Annotated in this window: 25 protein-coding genes; 15 read left to right on the forward strand and 10 right to left on the reverse strand. The window is 62.3% G+C overall.

The annotated features are described in order from the left end of the window. Positions 1-36 precede the first annotated feature (36 nt). Positions 37-627 (forward strand): thioredoxin family protein, encoded by a 591-nt coding sequence (locus NDI54_RS18520; RefSeq protein WP_310897883.1) that lies wholly within the window; start codon positions 37-39, stop codon positions 625-627. 22 nt (positions 628-649) lie between these two features. Here the strand turns inward: NDI54_RS18520 and NDI54_RS18525 are convergent, their stop codons facing one another. Continuing rightward, on the reverse strand, positions 650-808 hold the full coding sequence (locus NDI54_RS18525) for a hypothetical protein (RefSeq protein ID WP_310897884.1): 159 nt from the start codon (positions 806-808) through the stop codon (positions 650-652). Positions 809-991: 183 nt separating this feature from the next. Here NDI54_RS18525 and NDI54_RS18530 point away from each other — a divergent pair, with 183 nt between their 5' ends. The 5 genes from NDI54_RS18530 (at position 992) to NDI54_RS18550 (ending at position 5680) form a co-directional block, all read left to right on the forward strand. After that, on the forward strand, positions 992-2029 hold the full coding sequence (locus NDI54_RS18530) for a DUF7504 family protein (RefSeq protein WP_310897885.1): 1038 nt from the start codon (positions 992-994) through the stop codon (positions 2027-2029). Positions 2030-2079: 50 nt separating this feature from the next. Further along, on the forward strand, positions 2080-2748 hold the full coding sequence (locus tag NDI54_RS18535) for an O-methyltransferase (protein ID WP_310897886.1): 669 nt from the start codon (positions 2080-2082) through the stop codon (positions 2746-2748). A gap of 93 nt (positions 2749-2841) precedes the next feature. Then, complete coding sequence (locus NDI54_RS18540) at positions 2842-3234, forward strand: hypothetical protein (RefSeq protein WP_310897887.1); 393 nt, start codon at positions 2842-2844, stop codon at positions 3232-3234. Positions 3235-3322: 88 nt separating this feature from the next. Beyond that, positions 3323-3925: a chemotaxis protein CheC gene (locus NDI54_RS18545; protein WP_310897888.1), complete on the forward strand. Its 603-nt coding sequence runs from the start codon at positions 3323-3325 to the stop codon at positions 3923-3925. A 102-nt stretch (positions 3926-4027) separates the two neighbouring features. Further along, positions 4028-5680: a long-chain fatty acid--CoA ligase gene (locus tag NDI54_RS18550; RefSeq protein WP_310897889.1), complete on the forward strand. Its 1653-nt coding sequence runs from the start codon at positions 4028-4030 to the stop codon at positions 5678-5680. Positions 5681-5724: 44 nt separating this feature from the next. Here the strand turns inward: NDI54_RS18550 and NDI54_RS18555 are convergent, their stop codons facing one another. Then, positions 5725-6498, reverse strand: coding sequence for a hypothetical protein (locus NDI54_RS18555; protein ID WP_310897890.1), 774 nt, complete (start codon positions 6496-6498; stop codon positions 5725-5727). A 126-nt stretch (positions 6499-6624) separates the two neighbouring features. Here NDI54_RS18555 and NDI54_RS18560 point away from each other — a divergent pair, with 126 nt between their 5' ends. Beyond that, positions 6625-7779: an acyl-CoA dehydrogenase family protein gene (locus NDI54_RS18560; protein WP_310897891.1), complete on the forward strand. Its 1155-nt coding sequence runs from the start codon at positions 6625-6627 to the stop codon at positions 7777-7779. 849 nt (positions 7780-8628) lie between these two features. Here the strand turns inward: NDI54_RS18560 and NDI54_RS18565 are convergent. After that, on the reverse strand, positions 8629-9957 hold the full coding sequence (locus NDI54_RS18565; protein ID WP_310897892.1) for a Cdc6/Cdc18 family protein: 1329 nt from the start codon (positions 9955-9957) through the stop codon (positions 8629-8631). A 635-nt stretch (positions 9958-10592) separates the two neighbouring features. Here NDI54_RS18565 and NDI54_RS18570 point away from each other — a divergent pair. Continuing rightward, a complete protein-coding gene (locus NDI54_RS18570; protein WP_310897893.1) occupies positions 10593-11390 on the forward strand; it encodes an N-acyl homoserine lactonase family protein in 798 nt (265 codons plus the stop codon). A gap of 36 nt (positions 11391-11426) precedes the next feature. Here the strand turns inward: NDI54_RS18570 and NDI54_RS18575 are convergent, their stop codons facing one another. Together NDI54_RS18575 and NDI54_RS18580 are read right to left on the reverse strand one after the other, a co-directional pair. Further along, positions 11427-11609, reverse strand: a complete 183-nt coding sequence (locus NDI54_RS18575; RefSeq protein ID WP_310897894.1) for a hypothetical protein — start codon at positions 11607-11609, stop codon at positions 11427-11429. Between the two features lie 58 nt (positions 11610-11667). After that, on the reverse strand, positions 11668-12387 hold the full coding sequence (locus NDI54_RS18580) for a DICT sensory domain-containing protein (protein WP_310897895.1): 720 nt from the start codon (positions 12385-12387) through the stop codon (positions 11668-11670). Positions 12388-12655: 268 nt separating this feature from the next. Here NDI54_RS18580 and NDI54_RS18585 point away from each other — a divergent pair, with 268 nt between their 5' ends. The 6 genes from NDI54_RS18585 to NDI54_RS18610 all read left to right on the forward strand — a co-directional run bounded on the left by NDI54_RS18585 (position 12656) and on the right by NDI54_RS18610 (position 20388). Beyond that, a complete protein-coding gene (locus NDI54_RS18585) occupies positions 12656-14554 on the forward strand; it encodes a 2-oxoacid:acceptor oxidoreductase subunit alpha (protein ID WP_310897896.1) in 1899 nt (632 codons plus the stop codon). Between the two features lie 3 nt (positions 14555-14557). Beyond that, a complete protein-coding gene (locus NDI54_RS18590; RefSeq protein WP_310897897.1) occupies positions 14558-15496 on the forward strand; it encodes a thiamine pyrophosphate-dependent enzyme in 939 nt (312 codons plus the stop codon). Positions 15497-15580: 84 nt separating this feature from the next. Next, the gene (gene lrpA1, locus NDI54_RS18595; protein WP_310897898.1) at positions 15581-16009 is read left to right on the forward strand and encodes an HTH-type transcriptional regulator LrpA1; all 429 of its coding nucleotides are present in this window, start codon (positions 15581-15583) and stop codon (positions 16007-16009) included. Between the two features lie 35 nt (positions 16010-16044). Beyond that, positions 16045-17775: a DHH family phosphoesterase gene (locus NDI54_RS18600; protein ID WP_310897899.1), complete on the forward strand. Its 1731-nt coding sequence runs from the start codon at positions 16045-16047 to the stop codon at positions 17773-17775. Between the two features lie 38 nt (positions 17776-17813). Beyond that, the gene (locus tag NDI54_RS18605; RefSeq protein WP_310897900.1) at positions 17814-18605 is read left to right on the forward strand and encodes a CBS domain-containing protein; all 792 of its coding nucleotides are present in this window, start codon (positions 17814-17816) and stop codon (positions 18603-18605) included. A 79-nt stretch (positions 18606-18684) separates the two neighbouring features. After that, a complete protein-coding gene (locus NDI54_RS18610; protein ID WP_310897901.1) occupies positions 18685-20388 on the forward strand; it encodes a methylmalonyl-CoA mutase family protein in 1704 nt (567 codons plus the stop codon). Here NDI54_RS18610 and NDI54_RS18615 read toward each other — a convergent pair. The 5 genes from NDI54_RS18615 to NDI54_RS18635 all read right to left on the reverse strand — a co-directional run bounded on the left by NDI54_RS18615 (position 20385) and on the right by NDI54_RS18635 (position 24015). Then, positions 20385-20654: a DUF7520 family protein gene (locus NDI54_RS18615; protein WP_310897902.1), complete on the reverse strand. Its 270-nt coding sequence runs from the start codon at positions 20652-20654 to the stop codon at positions 20385-20387. The genes NDI54_RS18610 and NDI54_RS18615 overlap by 4 nt on opposite strands. 217 nt (positions 20655-20871) lie before the next feature. Then, entirely contained in the window at positions 20872-22647 is a 1776-nt protein-coding gene (gene ctaD, locus NDI54_RS18620; protein WP_310897903.1) for a cytochrome c oxidase subunit I, read from the reverse strand. 167 nt (positions 22648-22814) lie between these two features. Then, positions 22815-23066: a DUF6684 family protein gene (locus NDI54_RS18625; protein ID WP_310897904.1), complete on the reverse strand. Its 252-nt coding sequence runs from the start codon at positions 23064-23066 to the stop codon at positions 22815-22817. A 65-nt stretch (positions 23067-23131) separates the two neighbouring features. Then, positions 23132-23527, reverse strand: a complete 396-nt coding sequence (locus NDI54_RS18630) for a DUF7541 family protein (protein WP_310897905.1) — start codon at positions 23525-23527, stop codon at positions 23132-23134. Positions 23528-23574: 47 nt separating this feature from the next. Next, entirely contained in the window at positions 23575-24015 is a 441-nt protein-coding gene (locus tag NDI54_RS18635) for a hypothetical protein (RefSeq protein ID WP_310897906.1), read from the reverse strand. A 122-nt stretch (positions 24016-24137) separates the two neighbouring features. On the opposite strand from NDI54_RS18635, the gene NDI54_RS18640 reads away from it, so the two are divergent. Further along, the gene (locus NDI54_RS18640; RefSeq protein ID WP_310897907.1) at positions 24138-26654 is read left to right on the forward strand and encodes a DUF7527 domain-containing protein; all 2517 of its coding nucleotides are present in this window, start codon (positions 24138-24140) and stop codon (positions 26652-26654) included. The last annotated feature ends 3 nt before the right edge of the window (positions 26655-26657 follow it).

Consider the following 26657-nt stretch of genomic DNA (forward strand, 5'->3'; position numbering starts at 1 on the left):
GTGGACTTTTAGCGGAGCCAACCGTACGATATAGCGATGGTTTCACTCGATTCGGAGTCCGACGTACTCGGGCGTGGGGACGAAGCACCGACGTTCGAACTACCGGGAGCAGACGGGGCGACGCACTCACTATCGGATTTCGAGGACAAGGACGCACTCCTGGTCGTGTTTACGTGTAACCACTGTCCGTATGCGAAAGCGAAGATCGACGAGCTAAATCGTCTCGCAGCGGAGTACGAGGACCTCGCTGTGGTCGGTATCAACGCTAACGACCCCGAGGAGTACCCTGACGACTCCTTCGAGCGGATGCAGGAACTCGTCGAGCGCGGCGAAATACAGTACGACGCGTATCTGTTCGACGAATCCCAAGAAGTTGCGGCCGCGTACGGGGCTCGCTGTACGCCTGATCCGTTCCTGTTCCGGAACGACGGCGAGGGGTTCAAACTTGCATATCACGGTCGCCTCGACGACGCACCAAACCCGGATGACGAACCGAGCGAGCGGGAGATGGCCGCCCACGTCGAGACACTGCTTGATGGCGACCAGATCACAGCCGTTGAGAAACCGTCGAGAGGCTGTTCGATAAAGTGGGCGCCCGGCAACGAACCGGCGTACTGGGACGCCTGATCCGACGGGACGCGTCGACGTATTAGATATCGTCTAACGACTCGAAGCCGCTCCAGCACTCACAGTCGAGGTCGTCGATGGAGGTGACTTCATCCGGCAGCGAACTTATCGGCATCCCGTCGTCGAACTCGTCACACGTCTCGGTGTGTATAGAAAAGTCGCCACTCGACATGATGGGCATAGGCGATAGTATAGTGTAGCGGTTGCAAAAGTCCTCGGAATCAGTATCAGCCGAGAGAGTGTGATATGCAATGGCGATAGGGAGCGCCCGGGGTGCAGGCGATACAGTGTGCCTTGGCACCGTATCTCAAGGCAACTCTTATTTGTTGGTGGGTTTATGGTTGCTGATACGATACAATACGCAATGAACTCCGGGAGTGGGACAACGGAACAGCCTCTGGATGAGGCGGCATCCGTGTTAGTGCTGGCACGCGGTTCGAGCGACGCCGAACGCGAAGGGTGTGCCGGGTTCTTATCGGAACAGGAGGTCGGTGCGGCGAAGGCGATCTGTGTCACGGTGTCCGAATCGCCCGATTCCCGTCTCTCGCTGTGGCAACAGCATCTCGACGACGAGATGCCCGAAGAGGCAATCATCGTCGACGCCGGCAGCGACTTGCCGGCCAACTCGCAGGCCGCGGCGTCGGGGGCGTTCCCCTCGCTGACGCTCGATACACTGCCCACGACAGTGGAACCGATCGATATCGGCGTCGCCGTTTCTCGTCACCTCGGCCGACTGGAAGAGGACGGGTCCCCGCTGTTGTTGTGCCTGCATTCGCTGACTGGGCTGCTCGAATCCTGGGAACGCGACCGAGTTATCGCACTGGTGACCGCACTGAACCGCCAGTGTGCCGAGATGGGTGTGTCTGGCCACCACCACATGGACCCCGAAGCCCACACGGAGGAGACAGTCGAGATGTTCCGGCCGCTGTATGACGTAGTGTACGAGTACATCCCGGATTGTGGCTGGACCGTCACGGAGTCCAAAGACGCGGAGGAGACGCCGACGTTCCGGGACACCGTGACGCCGCCCGGCGGCGTCAGGCGAGGCGACCCCGAGGAACCGGAGACCATCCCCATCCCCTACTCGTTCGACCAGGTTCTAGAACTGATCTCCGCCCCGCGACGACGCAGCCTCCTGTATCACCTGAAAGACCGGTCGGAACAGGAGGTCCCGCTGGACGAACTCGTTGACCGCATCTACGAACGGGAGAAGGCCATTCCGGCCAGAGAGACGCCCAAATCGCGCGACGAAGTGGGCGTGTCGCTTGCGCACAATCACCTCCCGCGGCTGGACGACCTCGGGATCCTCTCCTACGAAACGGCGGCAAACACCGTCGAGTACTACCCCAATCCCGCGCTGGAATCGGCGATCCGGTACGTCGAACGCCTCGAACTCGGGTGATGCTCGGTCCGACCCACTCATTTATGTGACCGCTGCCGGCATAGGCCGATATGGACGAGACGCCGCTCCCGGAGATCACAGAGCAGTTCGCCCGGACACTCGCCCCAGCCAGCGATGCAGTCATCGAGGAGATGGACGCCAAAGCCGACCGCGAGGGGTTCCCGACGGTCGGTCCCGCGGTCGGGGGCTGGCTCCGACTCGTCGCCCGGATGGTCGACGCCGACCGGGTTTTCGAGTTCGGGTCGGGCTTTGGCTACTCGGCGTACTGGATGGCCCCCGCCGTCCCTGACGACGGGCAGATCGTCCTGACCGAGATCGACGCCGACGAACTGGACGAGGCCCGCGAGTTCCTCGACCGCGGCGGATTCGCCGACCGGGCCGCCTTCGAGCACGGGGACGCCATCAAAACCGTCGAGAACTACGATGGCCCATTCGACGTGGTGCTTATCGACAACGAGAAACACCGCTACGCGGAGGCTTTCGAGGCCGTCCGAGGGAAGGTCCCGGTCGGTGGGGCCGTGGTCGCCGACAACATGATCGAAGCGGGGCCGCTGGAGTTCGAGGAGGTGCGAGCGTTGCTGGACGGTGAGGACATCGATGCCAACGAGGCGAGTCGCGGTATCGCCGCGTACCTCGAACGCATCGGCGACGACCCGGCGTTCGAGACCGGTTTGCTGCCCCTCGGTGAGGGCGTCGCCGTGAGCGTCCGCGTGGAGTGACGGCTCCCTGGGGACGCGGAGGGACGCCGACGTGCCTAAACAGCGACCACACCCAAACGCTATTACCATGTGTGTTGATAACTAACATGAACAATGGCGAAAGCAGATACCGGCACGGCCTCGACAGAATCGGGACTGGACACCGCCGTTATCGAACGGGCGGCCGGGTGGGCAGAGGTCAACAACAAAGCGTTGTGTGACGCGCTGGTCGTCCTCCATGCGGATCTCATCGGTCGCCACAGCCAGTTCGAACGGGCGTTCGACTACGTCACCGTCAACGGGACTCGGGCCTACCGCGTCTCGGACGCGGTCTGTGATGATCTCCTCGCGGAGTTCGGGTTCGAGGACGATATCGCGGCCGGCGTCAGGCTCGCACACACGGAACAGGCGAAGCTACTGTTCGCCAAATCCGTCCGCGGGGACGACAACTTCGACGCCGACGAGTGTGGCATCGTCATCGGTATCGACACGGCCGAACAGTTCTGAACGGGGCTCCGATTCTCGCCGACGAAAATGCGGGTGCATAGCTTATGTAGGAGGCCGCGTAAATCTCCGCCAACGCTGGTCCTAACGAATGAGTCTGATGATAGATATTCGGAAGCTCGGGTTGTTCAATCAGATGGCTAAGGAGGGTGGAAACACCGTTGCGAACCACCTCAGCCAGATGACGGGGATGGAGACGGAGATGGAGATCACCAAGATCAATTTCATCGACATCCCGGATATCAAAACACACGTCGGCGACGAGAAGCAGATCGGTATCAGCATTGAAATGGTCGAAAAGCCCCACGGCCACATCCTGTTCCTGTTCAACGCCGCCAGTGCGAAGGACCTCGCCAACGGCATGATCGGCGACATGGGCGAGACGGACCCCAACGCGAGCGGCTTCACCGACATGGAGCGGTCGGCGATCCAGGAGATCGGCAACATCATGACCAGCGGCTTCATCGACGGCTGGGCGAACGTCCTGGATACGACCATCGACATCTCGACGCCGAACTTCACCTTCGGCCCCGGGAGCGGGATGGTCGACCAGCTCGTCGGCGGGCGGGACAACGAGATGGCGCTGATGTTCGACTCCAGGGTTCACGCACTGGAGTCCGACATCAACGTGAAGGTGTACACGTTTCCGGAACTGGAAGAGCTGGTCGATCTGATGCAGGAAATCGAAGTGTAAACGTACAGTCACGAACGAAGCGGTAACCGCTACGGATGAACTCCTTTTCCTTCATGAAAGATTTAGCAGTGTTTCTTGTACCATGGACTCTTGCATGGTGATATGCCAGGAGGGAGCCCACAAACCCTGCGACCGTTCCTGTGGCGTGCAGAAACACTGTATTCCGACACAGAGGTCGTATCTCGTACGCATGACGGTATCGTACGCCACGACTACGCTGAATACGCCGACCGGACGGCACAGTTAGCGAACGCGCTCGACGACGCGGGATACGGCGACGGTGAACGGCTCGGGACCTTTTGCTGGAACCACAGCCGCCACTTCGAGACGTACTTCGGAGTGCCGGGAATCGGTGCGCAGTTGCACACGATCAATCCGCTCCTGCCCGACGAACACATCCAGTACATCGTCGACAACGCACAGGACGAAATCATCTTCGTCGACGAATCGCTCCTGCCGAAACTCGAAGGAGCCGCTGCGGACGACCCCGACTCCTTTGCGTCCGTCGACCAGTTCATCGTGATGAGCGAGTCAGTTCCCGAGACGGACCTCGACGCCGTCGCCTACGAGTCGTTCATCGCCGACCAGCCGACGACGTACGACTGGCCGGAACTGGCGGAGGACCGCCCCGCGGGCCTCTGTTACACCTCCGGGACGACGGGACGACCGAAGGGCGTCGAGTACACCCAGCAGATGCTGTGGAGCCACACGATGGCGATTCAGTCGCCACAGGGCATTCCGCTCGATGACGACGACGTGGTGATGCCCGTCGTCCCGATGTTCCACGTCAACGCGTGGGGGCTGCCGTTCTCGGCGACGGCCGGCGGGGCAAAGCACGTCTATCCCGGCCCACAGCCCGAACCCGCAGACCTCGCAAAGCTCATCGAAGAAGAGAACGTCACCGTCACCGCCGGCGTCCCCACCGTCTGGCTGGGGCTGATGGAGTACATCAAGGAGAACGACGTGGACCTCTCCTCGCTCGACCGACTCGTCGTCGGCGGGAGCGCCGCCCCGGAGGCGATGATCCGGTTCTTCGACGACCGCGACGTGGAACTGGTCCACGCCTGGGGGATGACCGAGACGGCTCCGGTGGGTGCAGTGGCGTCCCTGCGGAGCGACCTGCAGGACGCCGACTACCAGACGCAACTGGACAAGCGCGCGAAGCAGGGGCTCATCTCGCCCGGACTGGAGTTCCGAGTCATCGACGACAACGGCGACGAAATCCCGCACAACGGCGAGGACTTCGGCGAGCTACACGTCCGTGGGCCGTGGGTGACGACGGAGTACTTCAAGCGACCGGAGGCGAACGAACAGGAGTTCGAGGACGGCTACCTGAAGACCGGTGATGTAGTGTCTGTCGACGAGGACGGGTACATTCAGATCGTCGACCGGGCGAAAGACGTTATCAAAAGCGGCGGAGAATGGATCTCCTCGCTCGAACTGGAAAACGAACTGATGGCCCACGAGGACGTGAGCGAAGCGGCGGTCATCGGCGTCCCCCACGAGCGCTGGCAGGAGCGTCCCCTCGCGATGATCGTTCCGACGGCCGACGCCGACGAGGACACGCTCGCCGAGGCCCTCCGGGCGCACATTCTCGACTCCTACCCCAAGTGGTGGGTGCCGGACAACTTCATCACGATTGACGAAGTCCCCAAGACAGCGACGGGGAAATTCGACAAGAAGGCGCTGCGCGACGAGTACGCCAGCGAATCGCTCGTTGAGGGCCGCGTCCCCGACGACGCCGCACCGGAGTGAGCGGCCCGGGTAGTGCGCTCCCGGCCAAGCGGTCGCAGTCGCAGTTACTGAACGCCAGTAATGAGGTTCCGGATTTCGGTCCGATAGGCGTCGGGTTGCAGGCTGAGGTCGACATCGACAGTGACCGTGATGCCGTCGCTCAGTGAGTTCTCGACGACTTGCTCGAAGTTCTGCGCCGGGTACGCGCCCCCGGAGATGAGGACGAAGTCGCCGTGGTGCCAGACCGCGAACACCGCAGAGATGTTGATATCCGTCGCCGGAATCTCGACAGCTTCGTTCTCCGTCACGTCGAACGTAATCCCCTCGAACGGGTAGACCGCCGACAGCTGCGTCGTCTCGGCCGTCTCGCCGGTGTCGATTTCGATGGTTCCCTCGCCAGTCTTCTCTATATCGGTCAGGCCCTGGTTTTCCATCTGCTGTTCGAAACTGTCGCGGGCGTTCGTTCTGACTTCCGCAAGTAACTCCTCCTGGCCTGCGCCGGCCGGGAGATTGTCGAGATTCGGGCTGAAGTCGACACGTGTGGCGAAAAACACGGAAAGGGCAGTCTCCACCTGATCGAGGGTTCGGCTGGCGACCCGGTTCTGCAGTTGCTCGTCGACGTACTGGACCGTACTGGAGACGGCCTCGACGGAAACCGGGCCGTAGCTCCGGTCAAACACTGTTTCCGAAGACAGGTCCGTTCGCGTCCAGCCACCGTCTTCGAGGCGCTGTGTGGGAACGTCCGGCGGCGGCGCCTCGGCCGCGGCCAGGAACGAACACCCCGCAAGCCCGGCAGTTCCGAGGCTGGCTCCGGCAATCAGGTAGTCTCGACGGTTCATGGGCATGGAAGGCCACAACCACGCAAAAGCGTGCTGGCCGATTATCAGCAGTTTCGCGGAAACAACTTCAACGATGTTTGGTGAAGTTTCACGGAGTATATCAGGACACAAACCATGGCATTAATCATGGAGCTACTGTCCGAGGAACTCGTTCCAGAGCACGCCCACGAGGTCAAGCAGGAGGCCCGGGAGTTCGCTACGGAACACATCGAGCCAGTCGCAGCCGACTACTACGCGTCCGGGGAATACCCCTGGGATGTGCTCGACGCGGCCACCGAGGCCGGCCTCGTCGCACAGGACATCGGCGAGGAGTGGGGCGGGAGCGGATACGATCTCCACCAGGTGCTCGCCATCGCCGAGGAGTTTTACAAGGCCGACGCCGGTATCGCCCTGACGCTCCAGCTAGCCAGTTTCGGGGCCGAAATCGTCGAGGACCACGGCGCGGAGTGGCAAAAGGAGGAGTTCCTCGAACCGGTTGCGGCCGGTGACCAGATCACGGGCCTGGCTGTCTCCGAACCGGAGACGGGAAGCGACCTCGCCGGGATGACGACGGCCGCCGAGCAGGACGGCGACGAGTGGGTGCTCAACGGCGAAAAGTACTGGATCGGCAACGGCGTCGAGGCCGACTGGGTAACGCTGTACGCCAAGACCGGCGACGACCCGAACGACCGCTACGGGAACTACTCGATGTTCATCGTGCCGACGGACGCCGACGGCTACCACGCCGAACACATTCCCGAGAAGATGGGCTTCCGAGCGTCGAAGCAGGCCCACATCGTCCTCGACGACTGCCGGATTCCAGAGGAGAACCTGATCGGCGTCGAGGGGGCCGGCTTCTACATGCTGGCGGAGTTCTTCAACCATGGACGCGTCATCGTCGGCGGGCACGGCATCGGTCTCGCCGCCGCGGCCATCGAGGAAGCCTGGGAGTTCGTCCACGACCGCGAGGCCTTCGGTAAGACGGTCGACGAGTTCCAGGCGGTCCAGCACAAACTGGCCGACATGCATCTGGGGCTCCAGTCCGCTCGAACGCTTACCTGGCACGCCGCCGACCGCGTCGCCAATCAGGAAAACGCCGGCTACTGGGCCGCACTGGCAAAGACCAAAGCGACCGAAGCGGCGATGGACGCCGCCGAGAAGGGGATGCAACTGCACGGCGGGCGGTCTGTTCTGACCGAAAACCGCATCTCCCGCGTGTACCGCGACGTGCGGATTCCGGTCATCTACGAGGGTGCCAACGACATCCAGCGGAATCTCATCTACAATCAGGCCCCGAAGTAGCGGTCGGATCGCAATTTGAGAGGATCTGTCCTCGGATCGGGCCGCAACCGACGTGGTTTCGGTGCGGGACACCACCCTTCGAGTGTTCTTCGGCGGGATTCGACTCTGCGGTCGCGTCGCTTCGAAACGGACGGACCGACGACCGACCGTAGCAGTCAGATCCGGCAATACAACGGTCGACATGGTTTGTGCCGGCTCTGCCGGACACGCACACCACCCTACAAGTGTTCTGCCACCGCCGGACAGGCGTTCTGACACCACCGTACAAGTGTTCTGATACCGCCTCTGAGTGTTTACGATCCGGCTACAGGCGGCCAAGATCAGTCGACACGTGTTCACACACCACCCTGCAAGTGTTCACGCAGGGGCGTTTGAACGGGCAGAAGCCACGAAAACCCGCGCTGAAGGCCTTTCGTTCCGGATTTGTGGGAATCAGTTCGTTGCCCGGACACCGCCCTGCAAGTGTTTCCAGTACTGAGACAGACGTGCGAACGCACGAAAACACCACCCTGCAAGTGTTCCAGAGCGCCTGTTTCGACGGTCTTCGGGCGAATCGACACAGACACCACCCTGCAAGTGTTTTCAAAGCGGAACCCCGTGGTGTTGCTCGAAACGGGCGGACACACCGGGTTGCAAGTGTTCTACACGGTAAATTGCGAGCGAGAGGCCCTATACACACGTTGTCATCGCGGCTTCATCGTCTTTCGTGGGCACACACACCACCCTGCAACTGTTCTGCACCGCTCGGTAGCTGAGGCCGCCGATGAACACACACACACACACACCACCGTGCAAGTGTTCTACGGTGTGAACCCCCGGGGTGGGGGGGGGAGCGTGGAAGTGGCCCCGTTACGTGAACTGCCAGAGGTTCTGTTGTTCGTCGTCGGTGGTGTCCGGTGCCTCGAACTCCGTTGCCTCGTCTTCCAGGTAATGTTCCAGAATCCCGTTGACGTTGCTCGGGACGGCGTCGCTGTACGAGGACTGGAGTGCGGCGTTGATGATGTCGGTCGGGTCGTCAGTGACCTCGTAGATGTATTTGCGTCCGCCCTTCCGCCCGAGATTGCGTTCGGCAGAGCGGACCAGCCCCTGCATCGAGAGCTGATCGAGGAACTCGTAGATCTTGCGCTCGGATTTCACGCGGCGGCCGCTCGATTCCGCGATCGAGGAATAGAGGTTGTAGATGCGCTTCGTCGAGGCCTCGTGTTTCGGTTCGATGAGTGCGAGCGTCGTGGCGAGATACGTCAGCGCCTGCTGTGAACTCAGGTCGTGCTCGAAGTAGTCCAGCAGTTCGTCGGTTTCGATGGTATCCGTGGCTCGGCGCGTATGCGCTTCCGTCACGCCGTCGGCACCCTCCATCCGCGCGTACTCCCCGGCCTTTTCCAGAATCCGGAGACCCTGGCGAACGTCACCGCGCTCCTGTGCCGAGAAGGCCGCCGCCAGCGGGACCACATCCTCGCCGAGAACGTCCTCCCTGAACGCGATGTCAGCGTAGTACCCGAGGATATCCCGGAGTTCGGTCGCGTCGTACGGTCCGAACTTGATCTCTCGCTCCCCGAGCGTCGATTTTACCTTCGGTTCCAGCACATCGACGAATTTGAGGTCGTTCGAGATACCGATGAGTCCGACTTTTGCATCGGTGATCGGCGTGTTCTCGTTCGCTTCGGCGCGGGGCAGTTCGTAGAGGAAGTCGTTCCGTGCGTCCGCGGGGATGTTGTCGATCTCGTCGAGGATGATAAGGACGTTCCCGCCGACAGCTTCGATTTCCTCGTACAGAAACTCGAAGACGCTGTCAGTGCTGTAGCCGCTCTCCGGCAGTTGGTTTTCCGGGTCCCGAAACTCGTTGACGAGCGTGTTAACCAGCGCGTACGCCGACCGGTAGTTCCGGCAATTTATCGGGCCAATGACGGTGAGCGGGATGTCCTCGGCGTCGGCCTTCTCTTCGAGCTTGTCACGGACCCACTTGGTGACGGCAGTCTTGCCGACGCCGGTCGGCCCGTAGACGAAAACGTTGTTGGGGTCGTGGCCGACGATTACATCCTGAAGTGCATTAATGTAAAATTCGATCTCCTCGTCGCGGTGAAAGATCGTATCCGGCGTGAACGTGTCCTTCTTGAGTGGCTGCTTTCGTTCGAAGATCGCATCAGTTCCGTCGAACGGGTTCTCGTTCACGTCGACCATCGTACCCCACCTTTTGAGTGACTCCACATAAAACCAGTGACCACCGTTCAAGTGTTTCAAGTGTTTTCACGCCGAACAATCACACACCACCCTGCAAGTGTTTCTCCGATTGGTTTTGAGAACGACCGCGAACGGTCCGCTGCACCGAAAACTGAGTTAACGTACTTGTATCCTGCGATTTTCTCTTCTTCCGTTCTAGACTAGCTAGAGAACTAGAGTTTTATTTTTATATTTTAGGGTATAAGCATTATTCGCCCCTTAAAACAAAGCAGTCTGATATCTAGAATTCGAGCTTAAACGTCTTCAAATGCAGTTATATTGCCTTTGGATCTTTTTTATATTATTACTCCGTCACTGAGTCCTGGTGATCCTGAACGCTTTCTCCATCTCTTTAAATATGCATATAGGGACCCACCCCTCCCCACCCCCACCCCTGCGAACACCGAGAACACTTGCACGGTGGTGTGTGTGGGTCCCGCTCTATAGTCCGCGATCGTCATAAAAGAGGCGTCACGTTCGAGCGGTACGAAGTCGGTATCTCGTTAGGAAGGGGGGTACAACGAGTACCGGCGGGTAACGAACGACCCAAAGGCTACGGCACCGCTCTTTACTCGCTGAGGGGACAAGTGTCTCCCATGGCAGACATTACGGTGACGTTCGTCGACCGGGGCCGTGTCCAGGCTGACCGGAACTTCGTCGTCGACGGCCACAGCGTCGCGACGGCCTCGGACCGCGACCCGGACCACGAGTACGAAACGTACGTCGTCTGGAACCTCGTCGTCGAAACGCCCGAGATGACGATCCTCTGGGACACCGGCTCCCACCCGGAAGCGGCCGACGGCTACTGGCCGACGCCGCTGTACGAGGCGTTCGCACACGTCGACGCTGCCGAGCACGCCCTGCCAGTCGACCTCGAAAAGGCGGGCTACAGCATCGAGGAGGTCGATGCTGTCGTGATGAGCCACCTCCACCTGGATCACGCCGGTGGCTTGCACAACTTCGTCGGAACTGACGTGCCGGTCTACGTCCACCGCGAGGAACTCCCCTACGCGTACTACAGTGCCAACACTGACGAGGGCTCTATTGCCTACCTCGCCAGCGACTTCGACCGCGACCTGAACTGGGAGATCGTCCACGGCGACAGCTACCACCTCACTGACGGGGTCGAACTGCTGCATCTCCCCGGACACACGCCCGGGCTCATGGGTGCGTTCATCGACCGCCCGGAGCAGCCGCTGCTCGTCGTCGGTGACGAGGCGTACGTCGAGGCCAACTACGCGGGCCAGCCGATGGCGACGAGCCTCCTCTGGAACAATGGTGCGTGGAAGGAGAGCCTAGAGCAGTGCCGCGACCGACAGCGCGCCACGGGGGCCGACGTGCTGCTCGGTCACGACCTCACCGTGTTCGAGTCTCTCGCCGGGACGACGGATTGAGACACAGTCACGGCGAGCCAGACGAACTCCGGTAGATTAGTCCGCGACGGGGACAAGCGTCCGCCGCTCGCCGTCTTCAGTCGCCACGACCCATCGGTCTTCGTGGCGCTCGACGACGGCCCACACGCCGAAAAACAGGTGTAGCTCCAGTTCGAGACCGTTGAGGCGCGTCCCCGTCTCCTCGATGCGGAACGCCCGCGACTCGGGGACGGTCGTCATGCCACAGACCGGACGGCAGCCGACAGCGAGCCGTGCCGCTGGCCGCTTCGAACGCGACTCACTGTTCGAGATAGCCGTACGTCTCCTCCAGATAGTCGATGATCCAGTCAACCGTAGACTCGTCGTAGGTCCAGAAGCCGTAGAACTCCCGCGGCTCGCGCTCCTCGGCCAGCAGGGCGCACTTCTGGGTCGGGTCGCCGCCGCCGTCGAACACGACGAACCACGAGTCAGCTATTTCCTCCGACCGTTCCAGATGCAACGAGAACGTGCTGTACTCGGGTGGTTCGACATCCGGGACGGCGTAGGCGTGGACATCTACGTCCGTCTCACCCAGCCGCTCGTAGAGGTCGAGTTCGCCCTGCAAGGTCGAAAGGGTCTGAAAGCCCGCGTGTAATGTTCCCTGTCCAACTCGCCACGCGCGGTCCTCGATCTCGCGGGACGCCGCGGTCATCCGCTGGATCGACCACGAGGTGAACATCGTCTCGTCGAGGTGATCGAGAATCGATGCGTAGGGGCTGTTGTCCCGCGTGATGTATCGTCGCCCTTCGTCGAGCGATTCGGTAAACGAGGTGAGACTCGCGGCCGCGATGACTTCCCCGTCCTCGCTGAGAGTGATAAACTCGCCCGGTCGTCCGCTCGCAGTCTGCTCGGTCTGTACGTGGACGTTGCGGTCCGCGAAGCGCTCGCGCAGGTCCTCGGCTGCCGTCGACCCGGCGTTGAAGACGGTCAGCGTCTTCTGGTGGTTCTCGACACCGGCGATGAGTTCCGTTAACGACATCCTCGACTGTATATCGGTACTCACTGTGTTAGTCGTTCCGGGAGATCGTAACACGTCTTATCAATCGTATCTGATACGTATTTATCAGCGTCATATACTGGTCACGCGAACACGTACCAAAAGTGATGAAACCGGATTTCGAAAACGGCAATCTGAGGTGGTTGAGACGAAAGATAACGATTAATGAGTGGTGTTGTAGTGGAAAATCTTTAGTCATGGCCCCCCAACGGAAGGGTACGGCACCAGAGCTGGGGCCGAGGATTTCACCATGACAGACAACGAACTAATCTGGCGAATCGCCGGTGGTTCCGGTGACGGAATCGACTCGACAAGCCAGAACTTCGCGAAGGCCTTGATGTGGTCGGGGCTGAACGTGTTCACGCATCGCCATTACCCGTCGCGTATCCGCGGCGGCCACACGTACGTCGAAGTACGTGCGAAAGACGAACCGGTACAGTCCCGCGGGGACGGCTACAACTTCCTGCTAGCCCTGGGTGACTCCTTCGCCCGGAACCCACAGGAAGAAGCCTACTACGGCAAAGAGGAGCTGAAACCGCTGTACGAGAACTTCGACGACCTCCGCGAGGGCGGCATCCTCCTCTACGACGAGGGGCTGCTCGACGACGAGGATGTCGACGAGATCGGTCTCGAAGAGGCCGCCGAGGAGAACAACTGGCACGTCGTGCCGATGGACCTCCGCGGTATCGCCAAGGAACACGGCCGTGAGATTATGCGGAACACGGCCGGTATCGGCGCGACAGCGGCCATTCTCGACATCAGTACCGACGAGTTCGAGCAGCTCATCAAACAGAACATGAGCGGCGACATGCAGGAGGCGAACCTCAACGTTCTTGCGGACGCCTACGAAGCCGCTAGCGAACTCGATATCGACCACGATATCGAGGTGCCTGAGAGCTCCCACGACGAGGAGCAGGTCATTCTCTCGGGCTCGAACGCCATCTCCTACGGCGCAATCGACGAGGGCTGTCGCTTCATTTCGGGCTACCCCATGACCCCGTGGACCGACGTGTTCACGATCATGTCCCAACACCTGCCCGAGTTCGGTGGCATCTCCGAGCAGGTCGAGGACGAGATCGCCGCCGCCGCGCTGGCACTCGGCGCGTCCCACGCCGGCGTGAAAGCCATGTCCGGGTCTTCCGGCGGTGGCTTCGCGCTGATGTCCGAACCGCTCGGACTGGCGGAGATGACCGAGACGCCCATCGTGCTGGTCGAAGCGATGCGAGCCGGCCCCTCGACGGGGATGCCGACCAAGCCCGAGCAGGCTGACCTCGAACACGTCCTGTACACGTCACAGGGCGATTCGGCTCGCGTCGTGTTCGCGCCCGCGAACATCCGTGAGTGTTACACACAGACCCGCTCGGCGTTCCGCATCGCCTACGAGTACCAGATCCCGTCCATCGTCATCTACGACCAGAAGATCCAGGGCGAGCTCCGGAACCTCCCGGCCAGCCACTTCGACGAGGAACCGAACGCCGATCCCGGCTCGGTCCTCACCGAAGATGAAATTCAGGACGCAGCCCACCACTCCTCCGGGAAATTCCAGCGGTTCCTCCACGAGCCCGAGGACGGTTCGAACGTCAGCCCGCGCTCCGTGCCGGGCCAGAAAGACGGCCGCTTCCTGGCAACGGGTAACGAGCACAACCCATCGGGCCACATCAGCGAGGACCCCGAGAACCGCATCGCCCAGATGAACCGTCGGCTCAACAAGCTCGACGACATCCGCGCTGACCTGGACGAGAACACGTCCCACCAGACCTATCGCGGTCCCGAGGACGCCGACTACGGCATCCTCGTGTGGGGCAGCCAGCAGGGGACCGTCTTCGAGGCCGTCGACCGGCTCAACGAGAACGGCCACTCCGTGAAGGCGCTTGGCGTCTCCGACATGGCCCCGTACCCGGAAGACGAGGTCTCCGAGTGGCTCGAATCTGTCGACGAGGCGCTCGTCGTCGAGATGAACGCCACGGCCCAGTTCCGCGGCCTGACCCAGAAGGAACTCGGCAAGTACGGCGACAAGATGTCGAGCTTGCTCAAGTACAACGGCAACCCCTTCGAGCCCGCCGAGATCGTCGACGGGTTCGAATCTAGCATCGACGGCGAGGAACTCGCCGCGAGCAACATGAAGTACGTCCCCGCGGCAGGTGACTAACCAATGAGTGCATTCTCAGCAATCAACGAAGAACGCGAGATCGAGCGCGACGAGTTCACACCCGGCATCGAACCGCAGGCGACCTGGTGTCCGGGCTGTGGCGACTTCGGCGTCCTCAAGGCGCTCAAGCAGGCCATGCCGGAAGTCGGCAAGAACCCTGACGAGGTCGCGCTGTTTACCGGTATCGGCTGTTCCGGCAAGCTCAACAGCTACTTCAACAGCTACGGGTTCCACACCATCCACGGCCGCTCGCTGCCCGTCGCCCGGGCCGCGAAGCTCGCCAACCCCAACCTCGAAGTCATCGCGGCCGGCGGGGACGGCGACGGCTACGGTATCGGTGGGAACCACACCATCCATACGGCCCGTGAGAACCACGATATGACCTATATCGTGTTCAACAACGAGATCTTCGGGCTGACCAAGGGCCAGACCTCGCCGACATCGCCGAAGGGCCACAAGTCCAAGACACAGCCCCACGGCTCGGCGAAGTCGCCGATCCGGCCGCTGTCCCAGCAGCTCAACGCCGGCGCGACCTACATCGCCCGCACGGCGGCTGTCAACCCGAACCAGGCCAAGGAGATCATCGCCGAGGCCATCGAACACGACGGCTTCGCGCACATCGACTTCCTGACCCAGTGTCCGACCTGGAACAAGGACGCGAAACACTACGTCCCGTACACGGATGTACAGCAGTCCGACGAGTTCGACTTCGATGTCTCGGACCGCGCGGAAGCCGCCGAGATGATGCGAAAGACCGAGGAGCGACTGTACGAGGGCGAAGTGCTGACCGGTCGGATGTACGTCGAAGACGCGCGACCCTCCTACGGCGAGGAGAAGCGCCAGATCGGTGAGATGCCCGAGGAACCGCTCGCAGAGCGGTACTTCGACGAGGACGCCGAGTGGGAGCGGACCTACGACAACCTCCTCGAACACCATAAGTAAGCGTCGCTGGCGGCCCACAGATATCCCCCGAACGAGGGTTTCTGGTTCGGAAGATATTTTTTCATGCACCGAAAAGAATAGTCCATGAGTGCCGAGTCCACGGAGCGTCGAATCCTGTCGGTCCTTGAAGAGGACGCACAGGCTTCGTACGCAGAAATCGCGGAACGAGCCGATGTATCGAAGCCGACGGTGCGAAAGTACATCCAGAAACTCGAAGAGGAGGGCGTCATCGTCGGTTACTCCGCCGATGTCGACCCGAAGAAACTGGCTGGCCAGTCGATTGCCCTGGTCGGCATCGATATTGCCAGCGATTGCTACGTCGAAGCCACGCGGAACCTCAAGGAGATCCCTGAGGTGGAGGAACTGTACACCTCAAGCGGCGATCACATGCTGATGGCGGAGGTCCGAGCGATAGATGGGGACTCGCTGGCAGACGTGATCGAGGACAAGATTCTCGCCCTTGACGGCGTTACCGCCGCACATCCGTCGTTTCTCCAGGAACGGCTGAAGTAACGGGTTTTTAGACGCTCCAGCGCTGACTGCAGGGTATGCTTTCTCGGCTGGTGCTCGGACTCGGGCCGACGGCCGCGGACCTTCTCGATGGGATTAGCGATGACCGCGGCGAGCTGACGGTCGTGACGGAAGACGAGCACCGCGCTGAGACGCTTCGGGCGGACGGTATCAACGTGCTCGAAGCGGACCAGTCCGACCCGGCCGTGCTCGCCGATCTCGATGTCCGGCCCGAGAGCGTCATCGTCGCCAGCGAGGACCCCGAACGGAACGCCGCGGCGGCGGCGGCCGCGCGTGACTGTTTTCCCGACGCGTTCCTCTTTGCCTACGCCGGCCGCGGCGCGACGGCCGAGCAGCGCGACCGACTCGACAGCGTGGCGGACCGCGTGGTCGATCCGCTGGCCGTCGTCACCGATCACCTCGCCAAGTCCGTCGGTGACGAGGGAACACGAGCCAGACAGCTCAATCAGGTACTACGGACGATTGACGACCACCTCGCCGTCGTCACCCACGACAACCCCGACCCGGACGCAATCGCCAGCGCCGTCGCCCTCGCCACGCTCGCAGAACGGGCCGGCTGCGAAGTGACGGTCTGTTACTACGGGGAGATCTCCCACCAGGAGAACCGGGCGTTCGTGAACCTCCTCGAATTCGACCTCCGGAACCTCGATGCCGATTCGACGGACGAACTGGCGGCGTTCGACGGGTTCGCGCTGGTCGACCACTCCAGAGCCGGTGTTAACGACCAGCTCCCGCCCGATACCCCTATTGATATCGTCATCGACCACCATCCGCCGCGTGTCCCGATCGAGGCCCGCTACGTTGACCTCCGGAGCGGCGTCGGGGCGACGAGTACGCTGCTTGTCGACTACCTCCAGCGCTTCGACATCGACATCCCGACGCCAATCGCGACGGGCCTGCTGTTTGGAATCCAGGTCGACACGAAGGATTTCCGGCGAGAGGTCGTCGCGGCGGACTTCGAGGCCGCCGCGCACCTCGTGACGAACGCCGATATGGCGACGCTCCAGCGTATCGAAGACCCGAGCGTCAGCCCGGAGACGCTGTCGGTCATCGGCCGCGCGATCACGAACCGCGAGCAGGAGGGATCGGTGCTCCTGACCGGTGTCGGCGAGATCGGCGACCGGGACGCGCTCGCACAGGCGGCCGACAGGCTGCTCGATCTCGAAGGCGTGCAGGCGACGATGGTGTACGGCGTCATCGACGGAACGATTTACGCCTCCGCACGGGCGCGCGGAGCGGATATCGACCTGGGCGAGGCTCTGCGGGACGCCTTCGGACAGATCGGCTCCGCGGGCGGCCACGCCGACATGGCGGGCGCACAGATCGACCTGGGAGTGATGGATACCGTCGACGAGCGCGAGGAGTCACTGGAGGACATCGTCCGCTCTATCGTCTCGGATCGGTTTCTCGACGCTATCCAGTCGCGGTCCCACCGCCTGCTCGGGCACGTCTACGCGCGCTCTGACTACGATGTGGCCGCGTTCACGGAACCAACGGCGCTCAGGCAGGACGGCGAGACCGATCTCGTGACAGCTCGCGATAGGCCCGACGCGCCGGATGGCGAAACCGAATGGGACTGGAACGGCACCGCGACGGGTACAGCGGACGATGACGCGGCGGATGAGGCGGACGACGAGACAGATGCGGCGGACGATGACGCGACGGATGCGGCGGACGACGAGACGGCCGACACGGAAGGGGTCAGCACGGACTCACTCGTCGAACCAGATGACGCCGACTCGTCGTAGGCGAGCCTTTTTTGCCGTCGGTCGAGAACGCTGAGTCGATGGAGGAATCGAGTCGACCGACGGTCGGAGACTACATGACACGCGAGGTTGCCACCGTCGAACTCGACGACACTGTCGGGGAGGTCGCCCGACGCATCGCCGACAACGACCATTTCAGCGGGTTTCCGGTGACCGACGGCCGCCGCGTCGAGGGATTCGTCAGCGCCCGTGACCTGTTGCTCGCGGAAGATCACGAGCCGATGTTCCGCGTGATGACCGAGGACATCCTCGTGGCGCACCCAGATATGGCCGTTCAGGACGCCGCCCGCGTTATCCTGCGGTCAGGCATCCAGAAACTCCCGGTTGTCGACGACGCCGGCCACCTGGTCGGGATCATCTCGAACGCCGACGTGATCCGCTCCCAGATCGAGCGGGCGACGCCGGGGAAGGTGGACAAGCTCAGTCGAACACTTGAGAACATCCACGGGATCAGGACACACGAGGACCGCCGAGAGGTGGAACTCGACGACCTGACACCAACACAGACGACGGTGTACGCCGACGAACTCGAAGGCCGGGTGTACGAACTCGAACGGGGGCTGGCAGAGCCGCTGGTCGTCATCGACAACGGCGGGGACCTCCTGCTGGCGGACGGCCACCACCGCGTGAAAGCCGCGGCACGACTGGATATCGACGAGATGGACGCCTACGTCATCGTCCTTGACGAGACGGTCGAACTCGGAATGGCCGAAACCGCGGCAGACTCCGACCTGGAGTCCATCGACGACATCGAGGTCGTCGACTACGCGCACCACCCGCTCGTCCAGACGACGGAGCGACTCCAGAACTGACCCCACTCGTTCTCGCGTCTCGGAACGCAAAACCCGTGTCGCCCGAACCTTCTTGCTAAATGATGACAAATACGAAGGCATGTTCGACGAGTCGGACCTCCAGCGCATTCGCGAGCGGAAAGACGAGTGGGAATCGGAGACGCGCGACCCCGTACTGGACGCCTACGGCGAACGCAAGGACCGGTTCGCCACCGTGTCGAATCTGGACGTAGACCGGCTCTATACCCCGCTCGATGTCGACGATATCGACTACGAGGACGACATCGGCTTCCCCGGCGAGGAGCCGTTCACCCGCGGCGTCTACCCGACGATGTACCGCGGTCGGCCCTGGACCATGCGGCAGTTCGCGGGCTTTGGCACCGCTGATGAGACCAACGAACGGTTCCACTACCTCATCGACGAGGGCCAGACCGGGCTGTCAACGGCCTTCGACATGCCGACGCTGATGGGCATCGACTCCGACGACGTGATGGCCGACGGCGAGGTGGGCAAGGAGGGCGTCGCTGTCGACACGCTGGCGGATATGGAGCGGCTCTTCGACGGCATCGATCTCGATGAGGTGTCGACCTCCTTCACTATCAACCCCAGCGCGCCGGTTATCTACGCGATGTACATCGCGCTGGCCGACCAGCAGGGGGTCCCACGCGAGGAAATCCGGGGCACCCTCCAGAACGACATGTTCAAGGAGTTCATCGCACAGAAGGAGTGGGTCATTCCGCCCGAGCCGTCGCTGAAACTGGTCACCGACGTGATCGAGTTCGCCAGCCAGGAGACGCCGAAGTTCAAGCCCGTCTCGGTGTCGGGCTATCACATCCGCGAGGCCGGTTCGACCGCGGTACAGGAACTCGCTTTCACGCTCGCGGACGGCTTCGCCTACGTCGAGGACGGGCTGGATCGCGGCATGGGGGTCGACGAGTTCGCCCCCCAGCTCTCCTTTTTCTTCAATTCACACAACTCAATCTTCGAGGAGATCGCGAAATTCCGTGCGGCCCGGCGCATCTACGCCCGCGTGATGGACGACTGGTACGGGGCCGAGGCCAAGGAGAGCAAGCAACTGAAGTTCCACACCCAGACCGCCGGGCAGTCGCTGACAGCCCAGCAACCACTGAACAACATCGTTCGGGTGACGATTCAGGCCCTCGCGGGCGTGTTCGGCGGGACCCAGAGTCTGCACACGAACAGTTTCGACGAAGCGTTGGCCCTGCCTTCCGAACAAGCCGTCCGCGTCGCCCTCCGGACCCAGCAGATCATCGCGGAGGAATCGGGTGCCGCGGACATCGTCGACCCGATGGGCGGCAGTTTCGCAATCGAATCCCTGACCGACGAGGTCGAGGAGAAGGCGATGGCCTACATCACCCATATTAGGGACGAACTCGGCGACGGGTCGGTTCGGGACGGCGTCATCGAGGGCATCCAGCAAGGCTACTTCCAGCGCGAGATTCAGGACGCCGCCTACGAGTACCAGGAGCGCGTCGAAAGCGATGAAGAAATCGTCGTCGGCGTCAACAAGTACACTGTCGAGGAGGACACCGAACCCGAGATTCTGACCGTCGACGAAGACGTACAGGAGCGCCAGCGCGACCGCTTAGCGACGGTCAAGGCGGACCGGGACGACGCGGCCGTTGAAGCAGCGCTCGACGAACTCCGGAACGTGGTCGCAAACGGCGGGAACGTCATGCCGGTCATCATCGACGCGGTAAAAGCCTACGCGACGATGGGCGAGATCATGGCCGTTTTCGAAGCCGAGTACGGCAGCTATCAGGAAACAGCGAGCGTCGCCTAATTCGGCGTCGTCTCGTCGACCCGCTCGGAGACGTACATGACCAGTCCGAGCAACGCGCCGAGGCCGACCCCGACGGTAATGAATCCGTACAGGGCCACACCAAAGGGCGTCGGCGGCAGCGCGATGACGCCGAACAGCTCCGGGTCGAGGTCCTCCGGGCGAATGCTGCCCAGTACGAACCCCATCACGCCGGCGAGCACGACGATGCTGACGTACAGCCGAACGACAATTTTCCGCCCGGACCGGCCGTCGACTTGGTCGTTCATGTGGGAACGAAGGCACCGAGACGATTAGCCTTTTTCACTTCCGTCCCGTAGGGGGCCTATGTCCCAGAAGGAACTGCTGTTTCTCGTCCTGTCGGGAATCGCGCTTATGATGTTCGTGACGGCCATGGTGCTCGTCTCCGGCGCGAGCTGACGCGTACTCCGGTCGCCACTACATTCAACGAACGCACACAACAGCAAAAAGCTCGACTGCCGCCCGTTACTCGTCTTCCTGGCCGCCGTCAGCGAGCAGCGACGGGTCTTTCTCCGGTTCCTCGGCTTCGAGTTGCTTGTCGAACCACTGGAACTCGCGGTCCAGCATACCGTCACGTTCGAGGTTCCACGGGTCGCCGTCCTCGACTTTCGGCCCTTCGAGCCACGACTGGACGATGTTCCAGACGAAGAACAGCTGGCCGATGAACAGGATGACCGCGCCGACGGTCGCGAGCTGGTGGAACGTCTGGACCTGCGTCAGCGGCGCGATAGCGCCGTCGAACTGGTAGGTGGCGTAGCGTCGCGGCATGCCCAGATAGCCCAGCGCGAGCATCGCGAAGAACGTGATGTTGGTCCCGACCATCGAGAGCCAGAAGTGGGCCTTCCCGAGCGTGCGCTGGTACATCCGGCCGGTGAACACCGGGAACCAGTAGTAGATGCCGGCGAAGGCCGCGAAGCCGATGGCTCCCATCACGATGTAGTGGAAGTGCCCCACGACGTAGTAGGTGTCGTGCAGGATCATGTCGACGGGGATGGAGGCGAGGAACACGCCCGTGACGCCGCCGATGATGAAATTCGAGACGAAGCCGATACAGAACAGCATCGGCGTCGTCAGACGTAGGCGGCCGTTCCACATCGTCGTGATCCAGTTGAACGTCTTGACGGCGCTGGGTATTGCGATAGCCAGCGAGACAGCCATGAACGAGGCCCGGAGCCGCGGGTCCATGCCCGTCGAGAACATGTGGTGGGCCCAGACGCCAAAGGAAAGGACGCCGATGGCAAGCGTGGAGTAGACGACGAATTTGAAGCCGAACAGCTTTCGGCCGGAGAACTTCGGCAGGATGAGGCTGACAAGTCCCATCGGCGGCAGGACGAGGATGTACACCTCGGGGTGGCCGAAGAACCAGAACAGGTGCTGCCACAGCAGCGGGCCGCCACCCTCGACGGCGAAGAACGTCGTCTGGAGGTTGCGGTCAAGGAGGAGCATGACGATGGCGCTCCCCAGCAGCGGGAAGGCAAAGAGGATCAGCGCGGACTGGGTAAGGATCGTCCACGAGAAGATGTCGAGGTTCGCCCAGTTGACCTCGCCGTCACGCTCCGTGAAGATGGTCGCGATGAAGTTGACCGCCCCCATCGTCGCCCCGATACCGGAGAGATGCAGTCCCAGCAGCATCAGGTCGACGCCGGGGTTGGTCTGCTCAACCGACAGCGGCGTGTACATCGTCCAGGCCGTGCGGGCCGGCTCGATCATGTTCTCGGTCACCGGCGCGAGGAAGAACCCGGCCCAGATGAGCAACGCGGCGGGCGGAAGGATCCAGAATGCGATGGCGTTGATCCGCGGGAACGCCATGTCGTCGGCCCCGATGAGCAGCGGGATAAAGTAGTTCGCGAACGCCGCGATGATCGGCGTCCCGAACAGGAACAACATCGTGATGCCGTGACTCGTCAGGATGGAGTTGTAGGCGTTGTTGCCCAGAATCGCCCCACCTGGAACGACGAGCTGGATGCGGATGAGCATCGCCATAACGCCACCGACGGCCAGCGCGATGACCGCGTACACACCGTACAACAGCCCGATGTCCTTGTGGTCGACGGTTGTTAGCCAGCGAATGATACCTGCGGGCTTTTCCCGGTTGATGACCGGCGTCTCATCGCCCGTGACGGCGCCGCCACCCGCCAGCGGCGTGTACGACCGCCAGTTCTCGACACGGGTGAGAAGCGCGGCGACGCCGACGAGGAGGACGGCCATCAGCCCCGTCAGCACAAGATCTCCTGCTACCATAGTCGTCCTTCAGGACTGGGACATTATCAAAGGGTCGATTCCTGCAGCAACGACGACGAAATACGGCTCCCATCCGGCAATGCAGACACAGAAACACGAGGTCCTACGCGCTGTCTTCCGATGGCCGGTACAGTCGGTTCCGGAAACGAGTTGTCCGTGCCTGTTGCTCAATCCTCGTGGCCGAGTTCGCCGGACTCCTGTTCGGCGCCCTCGATGGCCTTCCCGGCGTAGTAGGTCAGGACGGCGAGCAGCAGGAACATCGAGATCATCAGTGCGAACTGCATCCCGGAGAAGACGGGATCGGTTCCGAACGCCGGGAACGCGGCGAACGCGACGATGAAGAAGAAGAGAATCCCCAGCGGGATGACGTTCACAGTGAGGTCGAGCAGGGTGTCTTTTTCGAACCCGAACAGTGCCATGAATAGCCGTTAGAACAGGCCAGTAAATAGAGTGTTGGTTTCGCTCAAACGGGCCGGTATCCGTCTCACGCCGCAGTCTGTTCCATTATCGAGGCGACACTGCCCATCGCCATCATCACGACGCCAGCCACGGCGACGGCGACCAGCCGAGTGAGCAGCGGTCCGGTTCCGACGTTCGACAGCGCGATTTCGGCGGCCGGGACCTGCCAGACAGTAAACGCAGCGGCGACGACGATGAGAACCGCGCCGACGCCCAGCAGGGTCGGCCACGGCCGCTCGACGTAGCCGGACTCGGTCAGGATGCCGGCGATACTGCCGCCGAACAGAATCAGCCCGAAGACGGCCACCGGAAAGAGGCCGACGAACACGCCGATCTCTGACAGTGCTAGTCCCAGTGCGACGAACACCGGCCACGGACTCGCGGTCGGATACTGGTCGCTCAGTCCCGGCTCCTCTACCATACCCGTACTTGCGACCGCTGGGTCATATGTCCATCGGACCGGTGGTGCTACGGCCAGACAACGATGCCGAACGCAAGGTGGAACCCGCCGATTGCAGTAAAACCGGCCGCGACGAGCCAGTCGCCGGGCCGCGAACCCATGTGTCGCTGGGTTACCGCCCTGAGAAACCACCAGACTGCGAGCCACACGAGTAGATACGGCGCGAACCACGCTCCGAGCCACCGGCTTACGAGGAGGTCAAGTACGCCGATAGTCACCAACACGTAGCTCACGGCGTGATTCATTATCTGGGCGATGCCGCGCACATCCGACCGTTTCGTCTGGTAGGTGACCACCAGGAGCGAGAGCGGGCGCAGCGGCGCTCCCTCGGTCGGTATCGCGCCGTCGAAATCAAGCAAGCGGGGCATCGCAAAGTGGACGAGGCCCAGCACGACGGTAAACACGCCACAGACACCGAACCCGACGACGCGAACGATATCGACCACCATTGGAGGTATTCGACTACCCTTCTCCGGGGGTGACAAAAAGCGCTCCGTCAGTCGTCCCACCCGAAAAACGACTGATGTTGTGGGCACAAACTATTTGTCTGCCATCCGGCTTGGTGGGAGTAATGAGTACACGCACGGTCGAACGGGTCGACGGCTGGGAGTCGGTTCCGTTCGATGGCGGGTTCGCGGGCCTGCAGAAACTCGCCGGACAGGAGTTCTCCGGCGCGGTCATTGCGGGTCCGACGCGCCTGTTCATGTTGAACGGGACCGTCGTCGGCGTCCTCGACGGCACTATCGACGATTTCGAGGACGCGTCGGGAACAGCGAAACGGTCGCCACACGAGGCCCTGCCCCTGCTTGCAGTGATGCAGGAGCGTGCCGACGAGGTCAAGGCGCAGTACTACACCGAAGACACAGCCCTCGAAGAAGTCGACCAAACGCTGTCGAGCGGCAACTTTACCGGTTTTATCGAACTCTCCGAGAACGTCCTCTCGGGCGATTACTACACTGTCTATCACCAGGGCCGCTCGATGAGCGTCGCCTGGGTCGGCAACTCCGATAAGCTGCTCACTGACGACGAAGCCTTCGAGACGGCCAACGACGAGGTCGGTATCTACGAGGTCATGCCGGTCGACATCGAGCCAATCGAGATTCCGGAGCCGCCGGAAGACGACACGGACGAAGAGTCGGGGGACGCGGCGGCTGCCGCCGATCCGCTCGATGCCGGTGATGACCTAAACGCCGCTGCGGAACCGGACGACGCTGACGCGGTAGACGCAGGGCCGACAGATGAGGTGGAGCCTGACGAGCCGACACCCCGGGACGGCGCTGGCAGCGACGAACCGGTGGAGACGCCGTCGGGTGCCGTTGCGGACACCAGTACCGATGGCACCGATCAGACCCAGCCTGCGGCAGAATCGACGCCGGATCGCAGTCCCGCAAGCGGGGGGCCGCCAGGGTCGAAAGCCGCCGGTGCGACATCCGATCGGTCCCGCCGGGGTTCCGAGCCGAGTACGGACGACCAGCCGGAAGCGGACGAGACGCTGGATACGGACGACACACCGGACACGCGAGCGACCACGGAGACCGACACCGAAACAGCCCCGCAATCCGACCGCAGTGCCCCCGACCAGCAGACCACTGACCGCGACACTGCGGCAGCGGCCGAGTCAAGAAGCCCGGCGACAGAGCCATCAGAGACGAAGGAAACCCAGCAAGCCAGTGCCCGGAGTTCGCCGGCACAGAGCGAACCGCCGACCGCGACCGAGGGCAGCGCGGAGTCGACCGACGCGAACCCGAGCCGGAGTCACGAGCCACAGCCGGCCCAGTCACAGTCCGGGACGGCGGCGGCTTCGACGCCGGAGTCCGGGTCGGGCGAGTCAAGCGCAGGCCTGGAAACGCGCTCGATTCCGTCGTTGGACCCGAACAAGTCCGGGGGCGCCCAGGAGAGCCCGACCACGAGCGTCGAACCCACGCAAACCCCGCCAACAGGGGGGCCACAGGCATCGACGCCGCGACGCGATCAGCCGGCACAGGACGACCCGACGCCGTCGGCCGGGTCCGATGCCCAGACGACGCCGTCCCAGGAGAACCCTACTGCGGCTGAACAGGACTCGCAACCGACCAGTGACCAGCCGTCCCAACCGTCGACGGCGGGCCAGTCACAGCCGCCGGCAGACGAGGCCACGTCGTCGCCCGAGCCCGAACGCGTCGCCGAACTGGAGTCGGAACTGGAACAGCGGGCCGAGGCGGTATCTGCACTCGAAGCCGACATCGCGGACCTGGAGGCCACGAACCAGGAGCTCCGGGACGAGCGCGACCGTCTGGAGTCGGAGCTGGCGGACGCACGCGCCGAGATCAGCCGGCTGGAAGAGCAACTCGACGAGCAGGACGACACCAGCGCAAGCGGTGCACGGCTCAGCGCCAGCGAGGCGATAAACGGGACAAACCTCTTCGTCAGGTACGACTCGAAGGGGAAAGCGACGCTGGAAGACGCCAAAGACAGCGACGCGAGCCGCGAGGAAGTCGAGGCGAATCTCAGACTGGAGTACCACACACAGTTCGAAGCTGAGGGAGCCACAGTCGGCGGGACGCCGTTCCAGGAGTTCCTCGAAGACAGCATCCAGTACCGCTTCGTCAACTGGCTCATTCGGAACCTCCTCTATGAGATCCGGGACACCGGGCACGCGGGGGCGATGAAGGACCTGTACGAGGGTCTCCCGGCCATCGACCGCGCTGAACTCAACGGGAACGTGACGGTGAAATACACGGAAGACGGCCAGGAGAACCGCTCGCAGGAACGGTTCGATGTGGTCGTCCGCGACCGGATGGGGAACCCGCTGGTCGTCGCCAACATCAACGACTCGCGCGAACCGGCCTCCGAAGGCCAGATGTCGGACCTCATTCGCAACGCCGAGCGGGTCGGCAACGCCTCCGGGTCGCTCGCGTCGGCGTTTCTCGTGACGAGCAGTTTCTTCGAGCCGGGGGCGCTCGAAACCGCCGAGGAAGCCACCTCTAGCGGGCTGTTCAACCGCGATAAGCGGAAGAGCTTCGTGAACCTCTCGCGCAAGGAGGGCTTTCACCTCTGTCTGTTAGAAGCGAGAAACCAGGAGTTCCACCTGGCGGTCCCGGAACTCTAAGAG

Source organism: Haloarcula terrestris (assembly GCF_031624315.1).
GTDB classification, from domain to species: Archaea; Halobacteriota; Halobacteria; order Halobacteriales; family Haloarculaceae; genus Haloarcula; species Haloarcula terrestris.

Coding starts and splice junctions, on each gene's coding strand:
- NDI54_RS18520 (WP_310897883.1), top strand. CDS start 37: ATGGTTTCACTCGATTCGGAGTCCGACGTACTCGGGCGTGGGGACGAA.
- NDI54_RS18525 (WP_310897884.1), bottom strand. CDS start 808: ATGCCCATCATGTCGAGTGGCGACTTTTCTATACACACCGAGACGTGT.
- NDI54_RS18530 (WP_310897885.1), top strand. CDS start 992: ATGAACTCCGGGAGTGGGACAACGGAACAGCCTCTGGATGAGGCGGCA.
- NDI54_RS18535 (WP_310897886.1), top strand. CDS start 2,080: ATGGACGAGACGCCGCTCCCGGAGATCACAGAGCAGTTCGCCCGGACA.
- NDI54_RS18540 (WP_310897887.1), top strand. CDS start 2,842: ATGGCGAAAGCAGATACCGGCACGGCCTCGACAGAATCGGGACTGGAC.
- NDI54_RS18545 (WP_310897888.1), top strand. CDS start 3,323: ATGAGTCTGATGATAGATATTCGGAAGCTCGGGTTGTTCAATCAGATG.
- NDI54_RS18550 (WP_310897889.1), top strand. CDS start 4,028: ATGCCAGGAGGGAGCCCACAAACCCTGCGACCGTTCCTGTGGCGTGCA.
- NDI54_RS18555 (WP_310897890.1), bottom strand. CDS start 6,498: ATGAACCGTCGAGACTACCTGATTGCCGGAGCCAGCCTCGGAACTGCC.
- NDI54_RS18560 (WP_310897891.1), top strand. CDS start 6,625: ATGGAGCTACTGTCCGAGGAACTCGTTCCAGAGCACGCCCACGAGGTC.
- NDI54_RS18565 (WP_310897892.1), bottom strand. CDS start 9,957: ATGGTCGACGTGAACGAGAACCCGTTCGACGGAACTGATGCGATCTTC.
- NDI54_RS18570 (WP_310897893.1), top strand. CDS start 10,593: ATGGCAGACATTACGGTGACGTTCGTCGACCGGGGCCGTGTCCAGGCT.
- NDI54_RS18575 (WP_310897894.1), bottom strand. CDS start 11,609: ATGACGACCGTCCCCGAGTCGCGGGCGTTCCGCATCGAGGAGACGGGG.
- NDI54_RS18580 (WP_310897895.1), bottom strand. CDS start 12,387: ATGTCGTTAACGGAACTCATCGCCGGTGTCGAGAACCACCAGAAGACG.
- NDI54_RS18585 (WP_310897896.1), top strand. CDS start 12,656: ATGACAGACAACGAACTAATCTGGCGAATCGCCGGTGGTTCCGGTGAC.
- NDI54_RS18590 (WP_310897897.1), top strand. CDS start 14,558: ATGAGTGCATTCTCAGCAATCAACGAAGAACGCGAGATCGAGCGCGAC.
- lrpA1 (WP_310897898.1), top strand. CDS start 15,581: ATGAGTGCCGAGTCCACGGAGCGTCGAATCCTGTCGGTCCTTGAAGAG.
- NDI54_RS18600 (WP_310897899.1), top strand. CDS start 16,045: ATGCTTTCTCGGCTGGTGCTCGGACTCGGGCCGACGGCCGCGGACCTT.
- NDI54_RS18605 (WP_310897900.1), top strand. CDS start 17,814: ATGGAGGAATCGAGTCGACCGACGGTCGGAGACTACATGACACGCGAG.
- NDI54_RS18610 (WP_310897901.1), top strand. CDS start 18,685: ATGTTCGACGAGTCGGACCTCCAGCGCATTCGCGAGCGGAAAGACGAG.
- NDI54_RS18615 (WP_310897902.1), bottom strand. CDS start 20,654: ATGAACGACCAAGTCGACGGCCGGTCCGGGCGGAAAATTGTCGTTCGG.
- ctaD (WP_310897903.1), bottom strand. CDS start 22,647: ATGGTAGCAGGAGATCTTGTGCTGACGGGGCTGATGGCCGTCCTCCTC.
- NDI54_RS18625 (WP_310897904.1), bottom strand. CDS start 23,066: ATGGCACTGTTCGGGTTCGAAAAAGACACCCTGCTCGACCTCACTGTG.
- NDI54_RS18630 (WP_310897905.1), bottom strand. CDS start 23,527: ATGGTAGAGGAGCCGGGACTGAGCGACCAGTATCCGACCGCGAGTCCG.
- NDI54_RS18635 (WP_310897906.1), bottom strand. CDS start 24,015: ATGGTGGTCGATATCGTTCGCGTCGTCGGGTTCGGTGTCTGTGGCGTG.
- NDI54_RS18640 (WP_310897907.1), top strand. CDS start 24,138: ATGAGTACACGCACGGTCGAACGGGTCGACGGCTGGGAGTCGGTTCCG.